The following is a 19374-nucleotide window of genomic DNA, read 5'->3' on the forward strand; positions in this document are numbered from 1 at the left end:
CCTTCTTATTTCAAATCCTTACCCACTTTAATCACATACATCTGCGTTGGATTGCTGTTGATTTTAATCTTGCCCTTCTCATCATAGCCTTCAACGCCGAAATCGTTGTCATTCACAATGGCAATCGTATTTTTATCCACAATCGCTAGTCCTTCCAGCTTTTCATGCGGATAATTCAGCTTGGTTACATCCACCAGCAATTCCTTGGAAACAGGCACAATTCCTTTTTCTTTCACTTGGGCGACGGTGAGTTTTTCGAAGTCATGCTCACTTGTTGGTGTACCGAGTAAATTGGTTGCTTTCGAAAAATCTGCTTTGTAAATTCGCTTAATTTGTGCGTTTGTACCGGCATTTTTGTCTCGCTCGTCAATCAGTAAAACATCCTGACTGAGTGCTGCCAAGTCGCTGATGACGACGTCTTTCTGTTTCACTTTTACGAAGTCTTTCGCGTTCTCTGCGATGTACATGTACTCGCCTACGATTTTTTTGGTAGCGAGATCCATCTTTAAAATACGCAGATTACGGGATGCTTCGCCTGTCTTTTTATCAGGGAGTGCCATCGGGCTTTGGATGGAAGTATACAAGAACTTGCCGTCTGGCGAGATGGTGACACCTTCGAAGCCACGGTTTGCAATGCGTTTGGAATAGACGGCTGGCAAAGTATCAAAAATCTCCATCTTTGCACCTGCGGCAACCAAGGCTTCTTTGGAGCCTTTTGGTACATAGCGGCCCAGGATCGTGCCGTCACGCTTTACTTGAATGATGGATGGGCGGTATTCGTCGGATAACCAAAACGTATCGTCCACCGGGTTGTAAGCGATGCCTTCCAAATCCAAACCGTCTGGATCGTAACTAATCTTTTTTGTTCCTGTCGCATCGTAGGGAACTTCATCAGGGCCAGCGAGGTTCGGCAATCCACTGATATAGGCAGTCTTCGTAAAAACATCGATTTTGCCCTGTGGCAAATGCAGCTTGATGGTTTCCAAAACATGAATGTTTCCGTTCTCTACTTTGATTTTGTACAAGCGTGGTGTGTAGTTTTGGTCAGGGAACGTACGCAGCTCGTCCTTGCCGTATTGCCCATTTGGTCCACGGTCAGCCAATGTATAAAAGATAGAAGGAGGATCATTAGGGAGATGCACGAGACCGGAGAAACCGCCTTCTTTAATACCTTCAGCGAGAACAGGAGGATTCTTCCACTCATGAATTTCGGCTACAACGGGTGCTTCCGTTACATTTTGAGTTGCACCTGCCCCTTGTGTTCCGATTAAGGATAGAGCCGTGATTGTTGCGATCAGCAAGCTTTTCTTTTGAAAATGAATCTTCATCATATCCCTCCGAATGAAAAAACGACGTAGTAAACCGCTTTTGTTAGACTACCCGAACTATATTGGGAAAATATGAAGATAAAATATTTGTTTTGTAAAAAGTACCAATATAAGATGCTGCTATCAGGTTCGGAATAGTCGAAAATATGGAGTTTCCACCGACAGTTTCCACGATGTTTGGCATGGAATGCGTGATCTATATTTGCGCGGAGGATAGGAAAAGACAGGCCCTGAATGTATTTCGGATGGAGCTTCAGGCACCTACCTTGACCAAAGGGGTTTCAGCCGTCATACATGGAGGCCGTCCGGAAGGGATAGCCCCATGATCGGGGTTCCATGGGAGGAAGGGCTAAAGGCTGGTTCTTTCATCGGGCCAAAGATTGTCCTCAACGAATTTGTCGCGTACACGGCTTTTGCACCTGAGATTGCGAATTTGTCGCAAAAAAGTGTGGTGATCATAAGCTTCGCCCTTTGCGGCTTTGCCAATCTGGCTGCGCTGGCTATGGTCATTGGCGGCTTGGGTGGATTTGCTCCGTCAAGAAGATCAAACCTTGCGAAGATGGGCTTGCGTGCTGTAGTTGCAGCAACCTTGGCGAATCTGTTGAGCGCGGCGATTGCAGGGATGCTCATTTAGGTGAGTGGGTAAAAATAAGGACGAGGGCTGGAGTGATCCATGCCCTCGTTTTTTGGGTACTACGCGAAGTTGGTACTACTCGCTTTTAGTCTTCCTCGCTACAATCTTGATAGTTAAAACAAGCCATGATTTGGTGGGGATACGATGAAGCATTTTCTGTTATTTCTAGGGCCAACGATCATGATCTTTTTGGGATTACAAGTCATGAGTAGCGTCCCAGTCACGTTTTTGCTGTTTTACGGGTGGCTGTTTGCGGTTCCGTTTGTAGACATGATCATTTTGAAAGGAAACACATGGCGGGACACATTCAGGCAAATGGGATTGGGAATCAACCGCCTCAATATGTATCACGGCATTTGGACTGGACTTCTTTTCTTTTTCACCATGATTGTTGCAGGATATTTCTTTCACAGCTTTTTGTTTGATAAGGATGATCTGCAAAATTTATTGGTACAATGGGATTTCTCAGGCAATCTTGTCGTTTGGCTCATCCTTGTTTTGCTCGTGATCAATCCGTTTCTTGAGGAAATCTACTGGAGAGGATATTTATTCAAAAAGCTGGAAGGAAGACGAACAAAGCGAACCATGATTTTGCTGACGTCATTGTTTTACAGCCTGTATCATTTCCTCTCCATCATTCCTTTGTTTAGCTGGCCGTATAATATCGCGATGATTTTGCCAGTCTTTTTGGCGGGAATGATTTGGGGATATATGCGAGACAAGAGCAACTCACTGATGGGTTCAATCGTCAGTCATGTCCTTGCAGATTCAGGGATTATGGCTGTTTATCTACTATTCTTGAAATGAATGACGCGGGTATGGAGGCGAGCTTCCATACCTTTTTTCTATTAGGTGGATAAGAAGGAAAAAGAGCCCTGTTGGAAAAATTAAGAAGGTAGAGAATATCAAAAGATGGAGCTGAAATCATGAACGTTGACGTACTGTTTAACCAGTTTCCCATTCTAGAATCAGATCGGTTCACCTTGAAGAAAATCGAAGAGCAGCATTTGGACGAAGTATTTGAAATCTACAGCAATGACCATGTATTTACATACTGCGGGATTATCCCCAAGCATAATAAAGCGACAGTGAAAAGCATGATCGGGCATTTTGAGAGAGACTATTTGAAAAAATCCAAGATCAAATGGGGGATATTCGCCAATGATAACCCCGATCACTTGCTTGGTATTATGGAAGCTTTCGACTTTCATCAAAAGGTAAACATGGTGACGATCGGCTACTTCTTGTCCGAAGCACATTGGGGAAAAGGGGTTGCGACAGAAGCAGTAAGCCTATTGCTCCACTTTTTGTTCATGGATGTCAACGTCAACAGAATACAGGCGGAAGTAATGCCTCAGAATGAGACCTCTAAAAAAGTATTGTTGAAGAATGGCTTCATGAAGGAAGGAACGCTTAGACAAGCAACGCTGTGGTCGGGCAAAGGGATTGTGGATCTGGAGATTTACGGAATGCTGAAAGAGGACTATGAAAAAGGAACGTGAGATTTCGTCCAAACCACCAGAATACACCGTTACCTGTAAAAGCCCTCCTATGTTACTATGATGGGTATGATCAATCATAGGCATCTGGAATGGGGAAAACATCTTGAAAAACTTTAAAAAAGTCTATATAGAAATCACCAGCGTTTGCAATCTCGCCTGTACCTTTTGTCCGCCAACGGAACGCGGTAAAAGTTTTATTAAAGTAGAAGACTTTGCGAAAAGGCTGGATGAGATCAAACCGCATACTGATTACATTTACCTGCACGTCAAAGGGGAACCGCTTCTGCATCCCAAAATTGATGAGCTGCTCGATATCAGTCATGAGAAAGGCTTCAAGGTCAATATCACCACGAATGGTACGCTCATTGCGAAAAATCGGCATAAATTGCTGGGCAAGCCTGCGCTTCGACAAATGAACTTCTCACTTCACAGCTTTGACGGACATATCGGCTCAACCGACCGTGAAGGTTATTTGCGCGAAATTCTTTCATTTGTTCGGGAAGCGCAGGAGCATCAGGTGATTTTTTCTTTCCGTCTGTGGAATTTGACACAGGATAACGCTACGAACATTCAAAAGAGTAGAAACCGCCAGACGCTCGAAGTAATTGAGAAAGAGTTTGGGCTGGACTTTCGAATTGAAGAGAAAGTAGTGGCAGGCAGTGGGGTAAAAATCGATGACCGCGTTTATTTGAACCAAGATTACGAATTCCAGTGGCCGAGTCTAACAGCGCCTGAAGATGACGGAAAAGGCTTTTGCCATGGACTGCGCACACAAGCGGCGATTCTCGAAAATGGAACCGTTGTGCCGTGTTGTCTCGATGGGGAAGGGGTTATTAATCTAGGGAACATCAATCAGACCTCGTTTACTGACATTGTGGATGGCGAGCGGGCCAATAATCTGATTGAGGGATTCTCTCGCAGGGAAGCTGTCGAGGAATTATGTAGAAGATGCGGGTACCGCCAGAGGTTTGGAGCGTAGAAAAAGCAAAACGTCCGGGTCAAATGATTCGGACGTTTCGTTCATCTTTAAAACTTCACTACTAACAACGGCGGCGACGCCTGCGACGGAAGAAGAAACAAAAACGACAGCGGCGACGCCTGCGACGGAAGAAGGAACAAAACCGGCAGCGACGACGACGGCGGCGGCGACAACCACAACGATCATGGTCGCGTTCAAAATCTTCGTCCACGTCTCTATCGAAATCCCTGTCTAAGTCTGTATCACAATCGCTTTCAATCCCGTGTTTTTTTTCTCGATCCTTACAACCACAAGACATACATCCACCTCCTTCGTGTTCATACCATATTTTATGAATGCCGCTTGGACATGACTGGACGAACTATAGGGGAAAAATGCTTGTTTTCAGGCGTTGAAAAATGACGAATGCCGCTATCCCCCACAAACTGATGGGCAAAAGTAAAGGTAAACATAAAAAAGATAGCGGATCTCATAGCCAAGAGGAGCTAATGAGAACCACTATCTTTTTTCTATGCCAAATGAAGACTTCTTGTTGGATTACTTTGTAGATGTATCGTTGGCGTCTGTATCCTGCTCGGATTCTTTAGGGGCTTGAAGGTCGTCAATGATGACGATTTTGCCTTCTTCTTGCCATTTTACTTCCGCGTTCAGCTGTTCACTGATGAAGCGCAGAGGCAGGAAGACACGTCCATTTTTCAGGACAGGTGCAGTGTCCAGAGAGATGGTTTTCCCGTCTACAGTTGCTTCTTTTTTATCGAGGTACAGCGTGATAGATTTTTCGCCACGCGTAATTTCTACGCTACGAGTCTCTGGCTTCCAGTTCACTTCCGCTTTCAATGCGGAGCTGATCGCACGCACAGGCACCAAAGCTCTTCCACCCTTTACAAACGGTGCTACATCCGCTTTTACCTGTTTTCCATCTACGAATGCTTTCACTTCTGTCGAGCCTGTATCCTCAAGGAGTTCTCCAAGCTTTTGGAAGGGTGTGTGGTCTCCTTTTTGGTACGTGCGCTGAAGAAGCTCAAGCTGTACGTCCAAAGCTCCATGCTTGTCAGTGGTTTTTTCCAGATCAGCTACCAGGTGCTCGTATTTCGCTTTTTGATCTTCCGTGATTTCAGCCGTATGCTTGAGCTCTTGGCGAAGCTCGATTAGCTGTTTTTTCAACTTTACGTCTTTGATGTTGGTTTCTGTGCTAGCTTCGGTTGAGTTCTCATCGTCGCTATCTGTATCGGTATCAGATTCTTTGACAGAAGTTTCTTTCGATTTATCTTTTGCTTCTGCCTTTACTTCGGGCTTGCCTTTCCCATTTCCTTTGCTCTCCAGGTTAGCCGCCAGAGCAGCAGGTACACTGGTTGCGAGCAGAATAGCAACCAACGAAGTAGATATTGCTTTTTTCATTTGAATCTTCCTCCTTCTAGGTGTAAGTCTCATGAACTCGACATTCAAGACGGAGGAAAATATGAATAGGTTGCATAGTTTTTGAGGAAATATTTTTATTTTTACAAATGTTTACCTTTCAGTGTTATTCCTTCCAAATTCCGTATTTTCCTCACACGCCCGATTACGATTCCCAGTAGCGCCACAAGTACGCCAGAGAGGACAAACAGAAAGCCAATTCCTCGGCCCGCCCCCGTTCCGATGACCTGACCGACCGTTTGACCCAGCAATCGATCTGGATCAAATAACGGATTGAATACATGGTCCGCCAAAAATCCTGCCAACCCAAATGCCAGCACGAACCCGATTTGTGAAATAGCCGTGATCATCGACCACACTCTGCCTTGTCGTTCATTTTCTACATTCGTTCGGATGAGAACCTCGAGGCTGGTGTTCACAAAGGGAAGCGTGATGAAAAAGAGGAAGCCAAAAACCATAATTATCCAAACGGAAGTAAACACACCCATCAAGGCGTAAAACAAGCCAGCAAGTACGAGAGAGAAGGACAGCATGAATACCTTTCTCTTTCCCATACCGAAGAGTCCGATCAACAGGCTGCTGACGAGCATACCCGATGCAGATACAGAGAGGGCGATACCGAGCGTCTTGGAATCGGTTAATGTCAGCATCATAGGCCCAAAAAGCGATTGCAGCAGCCCGATGTAAAAGCACACGACAGACATTAACAGAACGAACAAGAAAACGCCTTTCTTTGAAAGGAGATAGCGGAAGGCTTCAGACATTTCGCGAAAAAAGCTTTGTCTTTCATGTTTCTGGGGAGTGGTATCGTGTTTCATAATCATCAGCACGGCGCCGACAGCTAAAAGGAAGGTCATCATATCGATAAGTAAGACGAGCTGGATATCAAAAGTACTGAGAAGAAGCCCTGCAATCAGTGGAGAAATAAGATATTGAGCGGAGCTTGCCAGTTGGATGAGCCCGCTTGCCTGTGAGTACATCTCTTCCGAAACCAGATCGGAGACGGCTGCTTTATAGGCTGGGTTTAGGATAGCGGCAGAGATCGAGCTGATGCCGACCCCCAAATAGATGTGCCATAATTCCATACGCCCGGAGAGCATGACAAGAAAGATGAACAAGATACCAGCTATGGAGCCAATATCGCCAATGATCATCATTTTCTTGCGGTCAAATCTGTCTGCCAGCACCCCGCTAAAGGGGAGTAAAAGGAAGGAGGGAAGAAAAGAGAAGAGAATGATGAATGAATAGCTCATGGTAGATTGGGTCTGCTGAAAAACAAAGACACCCAAGGCAAAAGCGGTAAGTCCACTACCGATAGCAGAAAGCAACTGCCCTGACCAAATGATCAGAAATCTGCGAAAGGCTTTATCATGAGCGTTCAATGTCTTTCCTCCTTTTCATCCATTATAGAAACGAGAAGGACCCCGGGGCAGCTCCTAGTGAACGTTCAATAATCATCTGCATGGCCTGTAGACGTTTTGTCTGCTCCTCTTTCTCCCAATGAAAAATGCCTGATTCCAACAAAAATTGCGAGCCAGCGAGGAGAAACTGAACGGTCTCCAAAGTATTCTCGACATGAAAGACAGCTTCTTTATTTCCTTGTTCAATGACTTGCGCAAGAACAGGAGCAATTTTTAAGATAATGGCGATGTTCAGGCGCTCGTGAAGCTCTCTGTTTTCAGGGCGATGCAAGCTTTCCATCCATTCGGCTTGCTTATCGAGGTGGTAGCTTTGGCTGCGCAGCATCTGGCGCACCTTTTCCATGACGGGTAAGGTAGAGTCAGCTGCGATTTTTTTATATTCTTCGCAAAGCGTATCGACCATGGAGTGGACAAATGCTTCAAGGATTTCTTCCTTCGATTTGAAGTAGTAATAAAAGGTTCCTTTCGCTACGCCAACCTTTTGAATGATCGCATCCACGGTTGTATGGACATAACCCTGATTTCGAAATAGCTCTCCGGCGGCTTCCAATATTTCTGCTCGCCGTGTTGTGGGGTCTTTCACGATTCTTTTCATCGGCGCCTCCTTCGGTTGTCAGTAAGTGGTTGGATAAAGATTACCATATGACTGACCGTCAGTCTATAAGTGTACAAAAGAAAAAGAGAAGGGAAAGCCTCCTCTGTTCGGTAGTAGGAATGTAATAAGATGATGGCAAATGTTCGTTATAATTTCTCGGCGATAATCGTAAAGGTTTTCGGGATTCCCTTATCAAAAACCTCCGAGGAGAGATTCGGTAGCTCTTCCAGCATTTTTAGGCACAGCCCTTTGCTCGCAATGGCCGTAACAATTTCTCCTAATGTCCAATTGCGCAACAATACTTTGGATTCAGCGACATTTGTGCCGTTCGAGAGGAATTTGGAGAAAGCAATGTCCTTTTCCTCAAGCGAGGTATCGAAATAATCGCCTGTTACTTTATGTTTGCGGATATTCGCAGTCGTTCCGCGTGAGGAGATGAGTTTTGTAGATACCGGATGGAAATCTTGGAGGACGAGCACGCCGCCTTTTCGCAGGAGCGAGTTGACCACCTGGAATAATTCGGTTAAGTCCAAAAAGTAATGAAGAATACCGAATTCCATAAAAACGAGATCATACTCACCAGACAATACATCTGGGGGGAGCTGCAATACATCCGAAACGATGTAAGTCAGGTCAACATCGGCGGATGCAGCCAGTTCTTTGGCGTACTGCTCATTCTCAGAAGAAAAATCGGCGATAGTCACGTCGGCACCTAGCAAGGCGAGCGCAACGGCTTTGTTTCCATTTGAACCAAGTAAATTAATAATCTTTTTGCCGCGAATGTCGCCCATGTGCTCATATACTTTGCCGATTCGCTTTTGGGGGTCTTCTTGAATTTTGACCGCTGCCTCAGCAGGGGTTCCAAAGCGTTTCAGCCACGCTTGGTAAGCCCCAGTGTTCCAAGCCGTTTTATTTAGTTGTGCTGTTTCCACAAATTCCCCTCCATAGAGTATTCCATTCAAAAAATTAGCCCGATAGGTTGGTAAGAGGGCTTAGGTAATATATCATACTGACACATATGATTGGTGTCTATATATTTTCGGAGTGTTAATTTTTCCATGTGTGACCGGAAAGTAAGAACCATTGGGGCGAGATTCTACAATTGTGGAGCAAAGCAGGACAGTGGTAATATTGGGAAAAAATATACGTCCGCTCTTTATGCGGTCGAGGGTCTGTTCGACGGGAGGCAAGCTGCTTTGAAAATCAAAGTGTTGATCGCAGACGACAATTCGTTTATACGGGAAGGCATGAAAATCATCCTGACGAGCTTTGCGGAGTTTGAAGTAGTCGGGAGTGTGGAGGATGGGGTCGAGGCGGTGACGTTTTGCAAACAGAACGAGGTAGACGTCGCGCTTTTGGACGTTCGGATGCCGAACATGAATGGAGTGGAAGCGACTCGTGTGCTGACTACGGAAACTACAGTCAAACCACTCATTTTGACCACGTTTGACGATGACGAATTTGTCCTCGAAGCCATTCAAGCGGGGGCACGCGGTTATTTATTGAAAAACAATGATCCCAACCGCATCCGAGATGCCATCAAGAGTGTCTATAACAACCATCATGTGCTGCAGGATGTCGTTCTGGATAAGATCAAAATGAACCTGAATACAGGGAGGAACGCGGCGGATACCGTGTCCACTTCCCCATCTCCCAAAGCGACAGCAGGCATCCCTACCGAAAGCAAAATCGACAAAAGCTTATTTACGGAACGGGAGCTCGACGTCATGAAGCAGATCGCCAAAGGGCTATCGAACAAAGAAATCGCCAAGAAGCTGTTTATTTCCGAGGGAACCGTTGCGAATTACATTACTTCCATCTTGAATAAAACGGCGCTTGAACACCGTACGCAGATCGCCATCTATTATTTGACGGGCGAAACGAACATGTCTGACTGAAAGGAGGTTACTACCGATGGAGTTATGGACAATGGCGAATAAGGCAGCGGTGCTCGGGTTTATCATCGTGACTTCTTTTCTGGTTCACCCCACTTCTGAAATGGACCCGTGGCAAATTCTTGTGTACCTGTTGTATTTGGCTGGTAATCTCACTATTCTCATTGTGAAAAAGAGGAATCATAAGCAATTATTTATGGGACTATCCATCGTGTTCGTGGTAGCAAGTACACTTGTGTTGGACCCGTTATTTGTGTTGCTCTTGCCCGTCCACATTTTGGAGATCGTATTCTTGGTGAGTAAGCAGAGGGTGGTCGTTTTTGGAGGTATGCTGTTGCCTTTGTTCATCGTTTTGCCTGAATGGATGCCCTTGTATTTACTAATGGCCTTTCTTAGCTTTTTGCTGTATAGGTGTGGCAGCATGCTAACTGATAAGCTTCGTAGATTGGAGGCAGAACGGGAGAAGCTGAGGGAGGATTTACAAAGCTTGACCCGCTCCTTGAACGAGAGCAGCGAATACTTCCGCCAGTCAACCTATACGATTCAATTGGAGGAGCGCAATCGCCTTTCTCAACAAATTCACGATGATGTGGGGCATGCAGTGGCAGGTGCGCTCATTCAGATGGAAGCGTCACGACTGCTGATGGCGACTGATCAGGACAAGGCATCCGAGTTACTTCGCAATGCGATCGCAATATCGAAGGAAGGGCTGGAGCGAATCAGAGTGACACTCAAGGATGTGAAGCCACGGCCGGAGGAGCTGGGAATCAATCGACTCCGGTTGTTTGTCGATGAGTTGTCTGCCAGAGAGACAGTGACAGCCACGCTTACTTTTAACGGGGACATCGATGTCATTACACCGATTCAGTGGAAAATCATCCAGCAAAATGCGACGGAAGCGGTCACGAATGCACTCAAATATGCGAAGGCGACAGTGATTTCCCTAGAGGTACGGGTGCTGAATACATTCATTAAAGCAGTGGTTACAGACAATGGGACCGGCGCAGAAAAGGTTGTAAAAGGGCTTGGCATTCTCGGGATGGAGGAGAGAGCCGCTTCCGCTGGTGGAACAGTGATTGTAGACGGTACGCGAGGCTTTAGCGTTACCACTCTGCTACCTTATCGCAACGAATGAAAAAATCATGGGAAACAACATGAGAAATCTCATATGCCGAGGGATGAACTTATGCACTGACATAGGGGCATCCTTTTTTATTACAATGCAGATATAGCCACGAAGGGAGTGAGTTACGTGAGTCATGTATTGGAAATTCGTCAGTTAACGAAAAAATTCGGTGATTTCGTCGCCGTCGACAATATGTCTCTGAATGTGCGTGAAGGAGAAATCTTTGGTTTTTTGGGGGCCAACGGAGCGGGAAAGAGCACGACTATCAATATGATCGCCTCCCTGTTGCGCGTAACAAAGGGCGAGATTACCCTGCTGGGGAAAAATATTGATAAGCACAGCAAATTCGCCAAAATGAACATCGGCATCGTGCCACAAGATATCGCCATCTACGAGGATATGACTGCTTATGAAAATGTGAGGTTTTTTGCTGGTTTGTATGGACTGCGTGGATCACTGCTTCGCGAACGGACGGAAGAGGCGCTTGAATTCGTAGGCCTCGGTGACAAAGCTACTAGCTTTCCCAAAAATTTTTCTGGCGGGATGAAGCGTCGGTTAAACATCGCTTGTGCCATTGCCCATCGGCCGAAGCTGATCATCATGGACGAACCTACTGTCGGGATTGACCCTCATTCGCGCAATTATATCTTGAATTCGGTACGCAAGCTAAACGACATGGGCTGCACGATCATTTATACGAGCCATTACATGGAGGAAGTCGAAGAAATCTGCACGCGCATTGCCATTGTCGATCATGGAAAAGTCATCGCAGAAGGATCGAAAGAGGAGCTAAAAGCGATTATTACTGACGCAAAGGAAATTTGGATTGGGGTCAGAGCAGATGAACCATTAAACCTCGAAGGCATTAAGGCGATTCCTGGTGTGAATGCGGTGCTTCAAGAAGAGAATACGATCAAAATCGTATCGAAAACGGAGATCAACAACCTGAACCGGATCATTCAACAATTCATCAAGGATCAGGTAGAAATCCGCTCCGTTGAAGAGCAAGCGCCGAATCTGGAGACTGTGTTCTTGACCTTAACCGGTCGAAACTTGCGAGACTAGAGGAGGGGCTTTGCCATGAACATATGGAATATCGCTGTAAAAGAAATCAAGTCCAGCCTTCGCGAAAAAAGAACGTTTATGTTTATGCTAGCGCTTCCCGTCATCCTGATGCTGATATTAGGCTCCGCCCTTTCCAATGCATTCGACGATACGAGGACTGTAGGAGACATGCGCTTGCTGTATAAAAGCAACGGGACGAATGCGCAAATGTCTACGGCGTGGAACTCGTTTATCAAAGCATTGGATGATAAAGGAGTGAAGGTCGCGCAAGCAAGTTCAGGCATGGATGGGCAGGAGGAAGTTCGCGCGGATCGCTATACGGGGTACGCAGTCGTCAGCGATGCGGGGATTGAGTTTTATGGAAGCAGCAAGAATGCGATAGGAAGCAATATCCTCGCGGGGATGCTAACCGTTTTTGCAGATCGGTACTCGCTCGCATCTGCAGCTTATCAGGTAGATCCCGAATCTGGTTCGGCAATAGTCAAGGGTATCGAACACCGTGATGATTTTATTCATGAAACGGCCTTGAATCCGAATAAAAAACCGGGGGCAATCGACTATTACGCGATTGCGATGACGACCATGGTTGCGCTCTACTCGATGTTCTCTGCGAGTTATTTGTTCACCGGAGAGCGAACGAACAAAACATCCACACGATTAATGGCAGCACCTGTCAGCAAAGGTGTCATTTTTACTGGCAAAATTATCGGCAGTACGTTCGTTAATCTGTTCTTCGTGCTTGTCGTGTTCGTAGTCAGCAAGTTCGTGTTCCAAGCAGATTGGGGCAACCACTACGGAATGGTGATCCTCGTGCTTTTGACAGAGGTGCTGCTTGCGGTCAGCCTGGGTCTGGGGATCAGCTTTCTTTTCAAAGGCGAAGGGGTAAGGTCAATCAACAATATTTTTACGCAGGTCGCTTCCTTTGTAGGCGGTGCCTATTTTCCCGTCGATCAATCAACTGGTTTCTTCGGCCTCCTGTCCAAATTCTCTCCCCTTCACTGGGCGAATACAGGTCTGATGCAAATCATATACACAGACAATACGAGAGGCGCATGGTTTGCGATTGCGATGAATGTGAGCATCGCTACGGCGTTCATCATCGTTTCTGTTATCACGATGCGCAGACGGGAGGGTGCTTTCGTATGAATGAAATGCTATGGCTAATTCGGAAAACGCTGATGGAGACGTTTCGGAGTAAAAAAAGCTGGTTCACTTACTTGGGTTTGCCGATCGCTGGGGTTCTACTGTCTCTTACCCTGTACAGCAATGCAGGTAGCGGCACGATCCATGTAGGAATAATCAATCATGACGGGGACCAGGTGATCACGCAGGACACGATCCGGTTTATCGAGAGATTGGAATCTATCAAAGTCACAGTCATCGACGAACAAACGATGCGTGAACAAATCGTTTCTGGTGAGCTGGATAGCGGAATTGTTTTCGAGTCAGGTTATGCTGCTAGTGTTCGAAAAGGAGCGCCGGCACACTTGAATATGGTATCCGTAAAGGGTGAACAGGTAACTGCCTACGTGAAGGCCATGCTGCATAGTTATATCGGCAATCTTGCCGCGATTGGAAAAGCAGCGCAGGCGGATGAGGCAAAGTTCACGAAGCTGTATACGGCCTACCACGAGCAAAGCTACAAGCTCCATACGGTAACGCTTCAAGACACATCAAATGTGACGCGCATGACGAATCAATCGATTGGATTCCTCATTATGTTCATGATGTTTTCTGCGGTGAACATGTCAGAGATCATTTTAAAAGAAAAAGAGAATCGCACCTTTTTGCGCCTCCTTTCTTCGCCGATGTCGGCCAGATCCTATGTATTCTCGAATATTATCGTCAACCTGTTTATTTTACTGCTGCAAATCATCGTGACCTTGCTCGTCATGAAAAACGTCTTCGGCATAGATGCAGGCGTCTCGTATGGTCAAATGATTCTGCCGTTGTTCGTGTTTGCGCTGGGCGCTATCGCCCTTTCTCTGATGACCGTTGCCTTTGCGAAGAGTAGAGCAGGTGCTGGAGCGATTTCCAACCTGATCATTGTACCGTCATGCCTCCTGGCCGGCTGTTTCTTTCCAATGGAAATCATGCCAGACACCGTGCGCAAAATTTCAACATTCTTGCCTCAGCATTGGTTGCTCGATGCGGTGAATAAGCTTCAACAAGGGTATAGCCTGGGGAGCTTGTATTTGAACATCGCTATTTTGCTCGCATTCGCTACGGTTTTTGCCTTGATCGCCATCTATCGGTTTGGGCGGAATAACGATAGTAGGCAGTTTGTGTGAGAAAAATAGGACTGTGGAACTGCAATTTGACAAGGGATAATTTGAATCATGTCGAAAGATGATCTTACTATGATAAAGCAAAGCAACTATAATCGGAGTCATTTAAAAGCACTCATAAGTAAGCATCTTGTGATTCTTCTCTTGTTTTTAGCATTTCTCCTAGGTCTTCGAACGTTTTGGTTTTCGTTTCATGCATCACCAGATCATCCGCAAGCGATTCAAGGGGTTCTTGATATGCGCGGGTGGGACTTTGAAAATTCCCCGTCCATTTCACTGGATGGGGAATGGGAGTTTTACCCTGATTCTTTCATCACGCATGAAGATTTCAAGCAATCATCGAATGACGAACGACAGTACCTTCAAGTACCTGGCAATTGGAGCAGCGCTTTTTCCAGGGCCTCTCCTTCACCGTATGGCTATGGTACATACCGTTTGCGGATTTTGGTCGATCAACCACTAAATCAGCCATACACCTTATGGGTTCCGCAAGTGGAAGCATCTTCTACCGTAGAGGTTAACGGAGAGATAGTAGCCAGAGTCGGAGTGCCTGCGACAACAGCGGAGGAGTACACGCCGCAGAAGGCATCCTTCACGGCTACGTACATTGCGGGTGATGCAAAGGTCATTGAAGTGCTTGTCCGAACGGCCAACTTTCATAATCAAATCGAAGGAGGCATCGTCAGATCGATTTACTTCGGGTCGCAGGCCGCTATTGACACCGAACGTTGGTATTCTATCGGCTTCCAGATGACAACCTTCCTCATCTTGTTGCTTCATGGCTTGTATGCCGGCATCCTGTACGTATTGAATGCCCGCCACAAAGAGTTTCTGGTGTTTTTTCTGTTACTTTCCTGCGTAGGGATAAAGACTGTTTCTGATTATGACAATCTGCTGTTACTTTGGCTCCCGATCGATTATACATGGTCGATCAAGGTAGAAGTGCTCGCTTACATATGGCAGCCTTTGCTGATGATATTATTGGTCAGGAGTCTATCTGATCAGGAAGAGAAAGAATACTCCAAGCCGTTTCGGGCATATCTTTCCGTGCTCAGTCTTTATTCAGCAGTCATCATACTGGGAACAGCACAATGGGTGTATATATTAGCTGGAACGCCATTTTTAGTCATTATTTATTTTGGTCCGTTATTCTTGTTTATTTTCAAAATCAGCCGCATGCTTATGTATGACAAGAATGACGCTGTGTTTTTGCTCATTGCTGCAACGAGTATTTTGTCCAATGTCATATGGTCCGCCATTATCGAATATAAAATGATCGATATCAAGTACGTGTATTATCCGCTCGACCTGATTGCTGCACTTGTCAGTTTTTCTGCTTACTGGTTCAAGCGATTCTTTCGCAATTCAGAGGAAAAAGCAAAGCTAACGGAGCAATTGAAAGAAGCTGACAAGCTCAAGGACCAGTTTCTCGCCCATACCTCGCACGAACTGAGGACGCCGTTGCATGGCATCTTGAATATCGCGCAAACTGTCGTCAACAATGAAAAGCATGTCATGGGTGACCGGAGCACGCAGGATATGGAGCTCTTAATCACGATCAGCCGCAGAATGTCGCATTTACTGGATGATTTGCTAGATGTCGTACGATTGCAGGACAAGCATATCGTGTTGCAGAAGAAGCCGTTGCATATTCAATCGGTTGTTTCCGGCATCATCAGCATGCTCACTTACATGGTAGAAGGCAAGTCTGTTCAACTGAAAATGGACATACCAGAGTCCATCCCGCCAATCTTGGCAGATGAGAAGCGGCTAGTCCAGATTCTGTTCAATCTTGTTCACAATGCACTGAAATTCACGGAAGAAGGAGCTGTCGTCGTTTCGGCTAAGAGCATGGACGGACAGGTGGCGATCTATGTATCCGATACAGGAATCGGGATGGATGAGCATACCAAGGCACGTATATTTTTGCCGTATGAGCAGGGAGCTCAAGCAACGAACGACGGCGGAGGAATTGGCCTCGGTCTTGCTATTTGTGCCCAGCTGGTAGAGCTGCATGATAGTGAGCTGAGAGTCGACTCTGAACCGGGCAAAGGTTCGGTATTTCGCTTCGAGCTGCCCGCGGTTAGTACAGATGAGATGAAAGCAGCAGAGAGCCAATATGTGGAGCAGATAGATAAGAGCAATCAAGTGACGGCTATCAATCAGATGGGGCAGAGTGAAGCTCCAGATATCTTGGCTGTTCAGCAAACGGCTGCGCATGCGTTTGTAGAAAGAAAGGCGAACATATTGGCGATCGATGACGACCCGGTTAACTTAAGGGTGCTGGACCGAATGCTCTCCTCCTCGCATTATCAAATCACTACGTGCGCATCGCCAAGAGACGCGCTCGATCTGCTTTTTACAGAGCAGTGGGATTTGCTTATTATCGATGTCATGATGCCCCATATGTCGGGCTATGAGCTGACGCAAAGGGTTAGGGAGCATTTCTCTGTTTCAGAGCTTCCGATCTTGCTCTTAACGGCGCGCAGCCAGTCTGAGGATGTATACACCGGGTATTTGTCTGGTGCGAATGACTATGTTTGCAAACCAGTCGATGGCATGGAGCTGAAATACCGCGTCTGGTCGTTGACGACACTCAAGCAAACCGTCGATGAACGACTGCGTATGGAGGCTGCCTACTTGCAGGCGCAGATTCACCCGCACTTCTTGTTCAACACACTTAGCTCGATTATGGCGTTGAGTGACATTGATACGGAGAAGATGCGTAAACTCGGGGATGCATTTACCGCCTTCTTGCATATCAGCTTTGACTTTTTGAATACAGGAAAACAAGTAGCACTCTCCCATGAGCTGGAGCTCGTCCAAGCGTATCTTTACATTGAAAAGGAACGATTTGGCGGGCGGTTACAGATCGTGTGGGAGGTTGAGCCTGGTATCGATCTTCTCATCCCGCCACTGACCATTCAGCCGTTAGTGGAGAATGCAATCAACCATGGTCTTCTTACCCAAATAGAGGGGGGAACTCTCCATATCCGCATCGTCCGGCAAAAGAACGCCACGCTTTTTGAGGTGAAGGATGACGGTATCGGGATGGAGGAAGCGACTGTGCGGCAAATTCTTGACCTGTCGAAGAAGGAAAGAGGCGGAATTGGCGTGTCCAACACGAATCGGAGACTGACGCAAATGTATGGGAAGGGCTTGGCCATCACGAGTAAGCCGGGGGAGGGAACGACGGTGTCGTTTGTGATACCGGATCAGGCGTTAACTGAAAAACATCGAGGTGAACAGGCATGATTGCCATCCAATGCACCAAAAAGCTTGCAGAGGAACTACCTGTAACATTATCCGATAAAGAGAAAATGGTTTCAGAGCCATTATACAGGTGGCATGCTCACATTATTTTACTGAATCGCAGGAAATGTGTAGCGGTGATGAATAATGTGACCAGGTACAATTTTATCATCTATGGGTTAAAGAAAGCGGACTTTATAAGATTCGATCAAATCTTTTTGGAAAAAATCGCTGAGAATCTAATTGCGGATGGCATAGAGCAATCGTTAATTCAGAAGTATTTGCACCATGCTAGTGAGGCTACTTTCACACAGACAAGTGACAGAAGCATTATTAGTCAACTAAACGACATGATTTTGCTGGCAAGATACGATATGGATAATAACATAAGGCAAATCGGTGAAGAGGAATTGAATCAAATCAATCGACTGTCGAATCAATATCCCATGTCTAAATTACCGCAAATATTTCCACGCGATGCGATGCAACACGCGTTAGAAAATTTATCGATGGTTAACACATAACGGAAGAACGGCGAGCATCCACATACTCTCATGAGTAGATAGGGTGCTTTTTCTTTTTTATTTATTGAAAAACGACAACGATGTCGTTTATAATTTTGTTACGAATAAAAACGACACTCATGTATATTTTGCTCAAAGGAGGCAGACCCAAAATCCCATGGCCCCAAAAGTAAGCGACGAATACAAAAACAAAAAGAAAATCGAACTGCTACAAGCGGCAAAACGTGTGTTTATCACAAAAGGCTATACACGGGCCACCATGCAAGACGTCATGGACGAGGCAGGCGTATCACGAGGAGCCTTGTATGCCTACTTTGATAATCTGGAGCACTTATATTTAGAGCTGCTGCAATTCAAGGATCAACAGGATACACAATTTTTCGCGCCTGTTGCTGGCGAAAAGTCTTGGCAGCAAATCATCAAATGGGTGAACAAGCAACAGGGCGAGATCGAGAAAATCGATCAAACACTGTCCAAAGCCAACTCAGAGTTTTTCCTGTCACTGAAGGATCAGCAAAAGCAACAGAGCTATCCATACATCACGACTCGCTATGAAAAATTGGTCGACGTGTTGACAGCTTTCTTCGCGCATGGGACAGAGACAGGTGAGTTCAAGCCACAGCTACCACCTGAGGTGATCGCTCGCTATCTCATCTCGGTTATCGATGGACTGATGCTGGATACCGCGCATTTGGGCCCAGAGAAAACGAAGGTGTCTGTGCAGATGGAAGCACTGTTGTTTTCTTTGAGAGCGATGCTGGGACCGACTCAATAAGGAGGGGTACGAATGTTATTTCAAACAGAGAGAATTTATTTGAGAAAAATGACGGGGGAGGACGTGGACGTCTACCACAGGTGGAGAAATGACGAAGAAATCATGCGGACAACGAATCCGTCCATGGACGTCTATACGTGGGAAGATACGAACGGGTTTGTGAATCAGGTCATTCTGCATGCGAGCGCCTCGAAGAGCTACATGATCGTAGACAGCCAAACCAATCGACCGATCGGGATTACCTCTCTCATCCAAATCGACCTGAAAAACCGCAATGCGGAGTGCATCATCGATATTGGGGAGAAGGAGTATTGGGGAAAGGGGTATGGACGAGAAGCGCTGAAGCTGCTGCTGGATTATGCATTCTTGGAAATGAATCTGCATCGGGTATCGTTGCGTGTCTTTTCCTTTAACGAAAAAGCCATAAAGCTGTATGATAGGCTCGGATTCAAGCAAGAGGGGATTTCGCGGCAGTTTTTGTTTCGAGAAGGAAAATGGCATGATCTCGTGCACATGGGGATTTTGCAGGAGGAATATATCTCGTGAAAAAAAGAGGCTGGCGATACGAAGGGTA

General features: G+C 46.1%; 18 protein-coding genes and 1 pseudogene. 13 read left to right on the top strand and 6 right to left on the bottom strand.

The window, feature by feature from the left end:
* Positions 1 to 5: 5 nt before the first annotated feature.
* Positions 6 to 1331 (bottom strand): esterase-like activity of phytase family protein, encoded by a 1326-nt coding sequence (locus BBR47_RS04065; protein WP_231850553.1) that lies wholly within the window; start codon positions 1329 to 1331, stop codon positions 6 to 8.
* 319 nt (positions 1332 to 1650) lie between these two features.
* On the opposite strand from BBR47_RS04065, the pseudogene BBR47_RS04075 reads away from it, so the two are divergent.
* The 4 genes and pseudogenes from BBR47_RS04075 to BBR47_RS04090 all read left to right on the top strand — a co-directional run.
* Positions 1651 to 1962: pseudogene (locus tag BBR47_RS04075) on the top strand (nucleoside transporter C-terminal domain-containing protein); the annotation flags it as partial.
* Between the two features lie 144 nt (positions 1963 to 2106).
* Positions 2107 to 2769 (top strand): CPBP family intramembrane glutamic endopeptidase, encoded by a 663-nt coding sequence (locus BBR47_RS04080; protein WP_012684482.1) that lies wholly within the window; start codon positions 2107 to 2109, stop codon positions 2767 to 2769.
* Between the two features lie 119 nt (positions 2770 to 2888).
* A complete protein-coding gene (locus tag BBR47_RS04085) occupies positions 2889 to 3464 on the top strand; it encodes a GNAT family N-acetyltransferase (RefSeq protein WP_012684483.1) in 576 nt (191 codons plus the stop codon).
* A gap of 103 nt (positions 3465 to 3567) precedes the next feature.
* Entirely contained in the window at positions 3568 to 4443 is an 876-nt protein-coding gene (locus tag BBR47_RS04090; protein WP_012684484.1) for a radical SAM/SPASM domain-containing protein, read from the top strand.
* Here the strand turns inward: BBR47_RS04090 and BBR47_RS30775 are convergent.
* The 5 genes from BBR47_RS30775 to BBR47_RS04115 all read right to left on the bottom strand — a co-directional run bounded on the left by BBR47_RS30775 (position 4402) and on the right by BBR47_RS04115 (position 8807).
* Positions 4402 to 4641, bottom strand: coding sequence for a hypothetical protein (locus BBR47_RS30775; protein ID WP_155801070.1), 240 nt, complete (start codon positions 4639 to 4641; stop codon positions 4402 to 4404). The two genes, BBR47_RS04090 and BBR47_RS30775, sit on opposite strands and share 42 nt — an antisense overlap.
* Before the next feature lie 339 nt (positions 4642 to 4980).
* The gene (locus BBR47_RS04100; protein ID WP_012684487.1) at positions 4981 to 5841 is read right to left on the bottom strand and encodes a copper amine oxidase N-terminal domain-containing protein; all 861 of its coding nucleotides are present in this window, start codon (positions 5839 to 5841) and stop codon (positions 4981 to 4983) included.
* 101 nt (positions 5842 to 5942) lie between these two features.
* Positions 5943 to 7241, bottom strand: coding sequence for an MFS transporter (locus tag BBR47_RS04105; RefSeq protein ID WP_012684488.1), 1299 nt, complete (start codon positions 7239 to 7241; stop codon positions 5943 to 5945).
* Positions 7242 to 7263: 22 nt separating this feature from the next.
* Positions 7264 to 7875, bottom strand: coding sequence for a TetR/AcrR family transcriptional regulator (locus tag BBR47_RS04110; RefSeq protein ID WP_012684489.1), 612 nt, complete (start codon positions 7873 to 7875; stop codon positions 7264 to 7266).
* Between the two features lie 146 nt (positions 7876 to 8021).
* Positions 8022 to 8807 (bottom strand): class I SAM-dependent methyltransferase, encoded by a 786-nt coding sequence (locus tag BBR47_RS04115; protein ID WP_012684490.1) that lies wholly within the window; start codon positions 8805 to 8807, stop codon positions 8022 to 8024.
* Between the two features lie 264 nt (positions 8808 to 9071).
* Here BBR47_RS04115 and BBR47_RS04120 point away from each other — a divergent pair, with 264 nt between their 5' ends.
* The 9 genes from BBR47_RS04120 to BBR47_RS04160 all read left to right on the top strand — a co-directional run bounded on the left by BBR47_RS04120 (position 9072) and on the right by BBR47_RS04160 (position 19346).
* Positions 9072 to 9773 carry a response regulator transcription factor gene (locus BBR47_RS04120; protein WP_012684491.1) on the top strand — a complete coding sequence of 234 codons (702 nt, stop codon included), beginning with the start codon at positions 9072 to 9074 and terminating at the stop codon, positions 9771 to 9773.
* Between the two features lie 16 nt (positions 9774 to 9789).
* Positions 9790 to 10905 (top strand): sensor histidine kinase, encoded by a 1116-nt coding sequence (locus BBR47_RS04125; RefSeq protein WP_012684492.1) that lies wholly within the window; start codon positions 9790 to 9792, stop codon positions 10903 to 10905.
* A gap of 117 nt (positions 10906 to 11022) precedes the next feature.
* Positions 11023 to 11961: an ABC transporter ATP-binding protein gene (locus tag BBR47_RS04130; RefSeq protein ID WP_012684493.1), complete on the top strand. Its 939-nt coding sequence runs from the start codon at positions 11023 to 11025 to the stop codon at positions 11959 to 11961.
* Positions 11962 to 11976: 15 nt separating this feature from the next.
* The gene (locus BBR47_RS04135) at positions 11977 to 13107 is read left to right on the top strand and encodes an ABC transporter permease (RefSeq protein WP_012684494.1); all 1131 of its coding nucleotides are present in this window, start codon (positions 11977 to 11979) and stop codon (positions 13105 to 13107) included.
* Positions 13104 to 14252, top strand: a complete 1149-nt coding sequence (locus BBR47_RS04140) for an ABC transporter permease (protein WP_012684495.1) — start codon at positions 13104 to 13106, stop codon at positions 14250 to 14252. Before BBR47_RS04135 ends, BBR47_RS04140 begins: the two co-directional genes overlap by 4 nt.
* A 48-nt stretch (positions 14253 to 14300) precedes the next feature.
* A complete protein-coding gene (locus tag BBR47_RS04145; RefSeq protein WP_012684496.1) occupies positions 14301 to 17504 on the top strand; it encodes a hybrid sensor histidine kinase/response regulator in 3204 nt (1067 codons plus the stop codon).
* On the top strand, positions 17501 to 18025 hold the full coding sequence (locus BBR47_RS04150; RefSeq protein ID WP_050763816.1) for a DUF6933 domain-containing protein: 525 nt from the start codon (positions 17501 to 17503) through the stop codon (positions 18023 to 18025). The genes BBR47_RS04145 and BBR47_RS04150 overlap by 4 nt, the downstream gene beginning before the upstream one ends.
* Positions 18026 to 18182: 157 nt before the next feature.
* Positions 18183 to 18800: a TetR/AcrR family transcriptional regulator gene (locus BBR47_RS04155; RefSeq protein ID WP_012684497.1), complete on the top strand. Its 618-nt coding sequence runs from the start codon at positions 18183 to 18185 to the stop codon at positions 18798 to 18800.
* A 12-nt stretch (positions 18801 to 18812) separates the two neighbouring features.
* Positions 18813 to 19346 (top strand): GNAT family N-acetyltransferase, encoded by a 534-nt coding sequence (locus BBR47_RS04160; protein ID WP_012684498.1) that lies wholly within the window; start codon positions 18813 to 18815, stop codon positions 19344 to 19346.
* Positions 19347 to 19374: the final 28 nt, after the last annotated feature.

The sequence above is a fragment of the Brevibacillus brevis NBRC 100599 genome (assembly GCF_000010165.1).
Lineage (GTDB): Bacteria > Bacillota > Bacilli > Brevibacillales > Brevibacillaceae > Brevibacillus > Brevibacillus brevis_D.

Excerpts from the sequence above, each read along its gene's own strand:
- BBR47_RS04065 (WP_231850553.1), bottom strand. The coding sequence starts at position 1,331 with ATGATGAAGATTCATTTTCAAAAGAAAAGCTTGCTGATCGCAACAATC.
- BBR47_RS04080 (WP_012684482.1), top strand. The coding sequence starts at position 2,107 with ATGAAGCATTTTCTGTTATTTCTAGGGCCAACGATCATGATCTTTTTG.
- BBR47_RS04085 (WP_012684483.1), top strand. The coding sequence starts at position 2,889 with ATGAACGTTGACGTACTGTTTAACCAGTTTCCCATTCTAGAATCAGAT.
- BBR47_RS04100 (WP_012684487.1), bottom strand. The coding sequence starts at position 5,841 with ATGAAAAAAGCAATATCTACTTCGTTGGTTGCTATTCTGCTCGCAACC.
- BBR47_RS04110 (WP_012684489.1), bottom strand. The coding sequence starts at position 7,875 with ATGAAAAGAATCGTGAAAGACCCCACAACACGGCGAGCAGAAATATTG.
- BBR47_RS04125 (WP_012684492.1), top strand. The coding sequence starts at position 9,790 with ATGGAGTTATGGACAATGGCGAATAAGGCAGCGGTGCTCGGGTTTATC.
- BBR47_RS04135 (WP_012684494.1), top strand. The coding sequence starts at position 11,977 with ATGAACATATGGAATATCGCTGTAAAAGAAATCAAGTCCAGCCTTCGC.
- BBR47_RS04140 (WP_012684495.1), top strand. The coding sequence starts at position 13,104 with ATGAATGAAATGCTATGGCTAATTCGGAAAACGCTGATGGAGACGTTT.
- BBR47_RS04145 (WP_012684496.1), top strand. The coding sequence starts at position 14,301 with ATGTCGAAAGATGATCTTACTATGATAAAGCAAAGCAACTATAATCGG.
- BBR47_RS04150 (WP_050763816.1), top strand. The coding sequence starts at position 17,501 with ATGATTGCCATCCAATGCACCAAAAAGCTTGCAGAGGAACTACCTGTA.
- BBR47_RS04155 (WP_012684497.1), top strand. The coding sequence starts at position 18,183 with ATGGCCCCAAAAGTAAGCGACGAATACAAAAACAAAAAGAAAATCGAA.
- BBR47_RS04160 (WP_012684498.1), top strand. The coding sequence starts at position 18,813 with ATGTTATTTCAAACAGAGAGAATTTATTTGAGAAAAATGACGGGGGAG.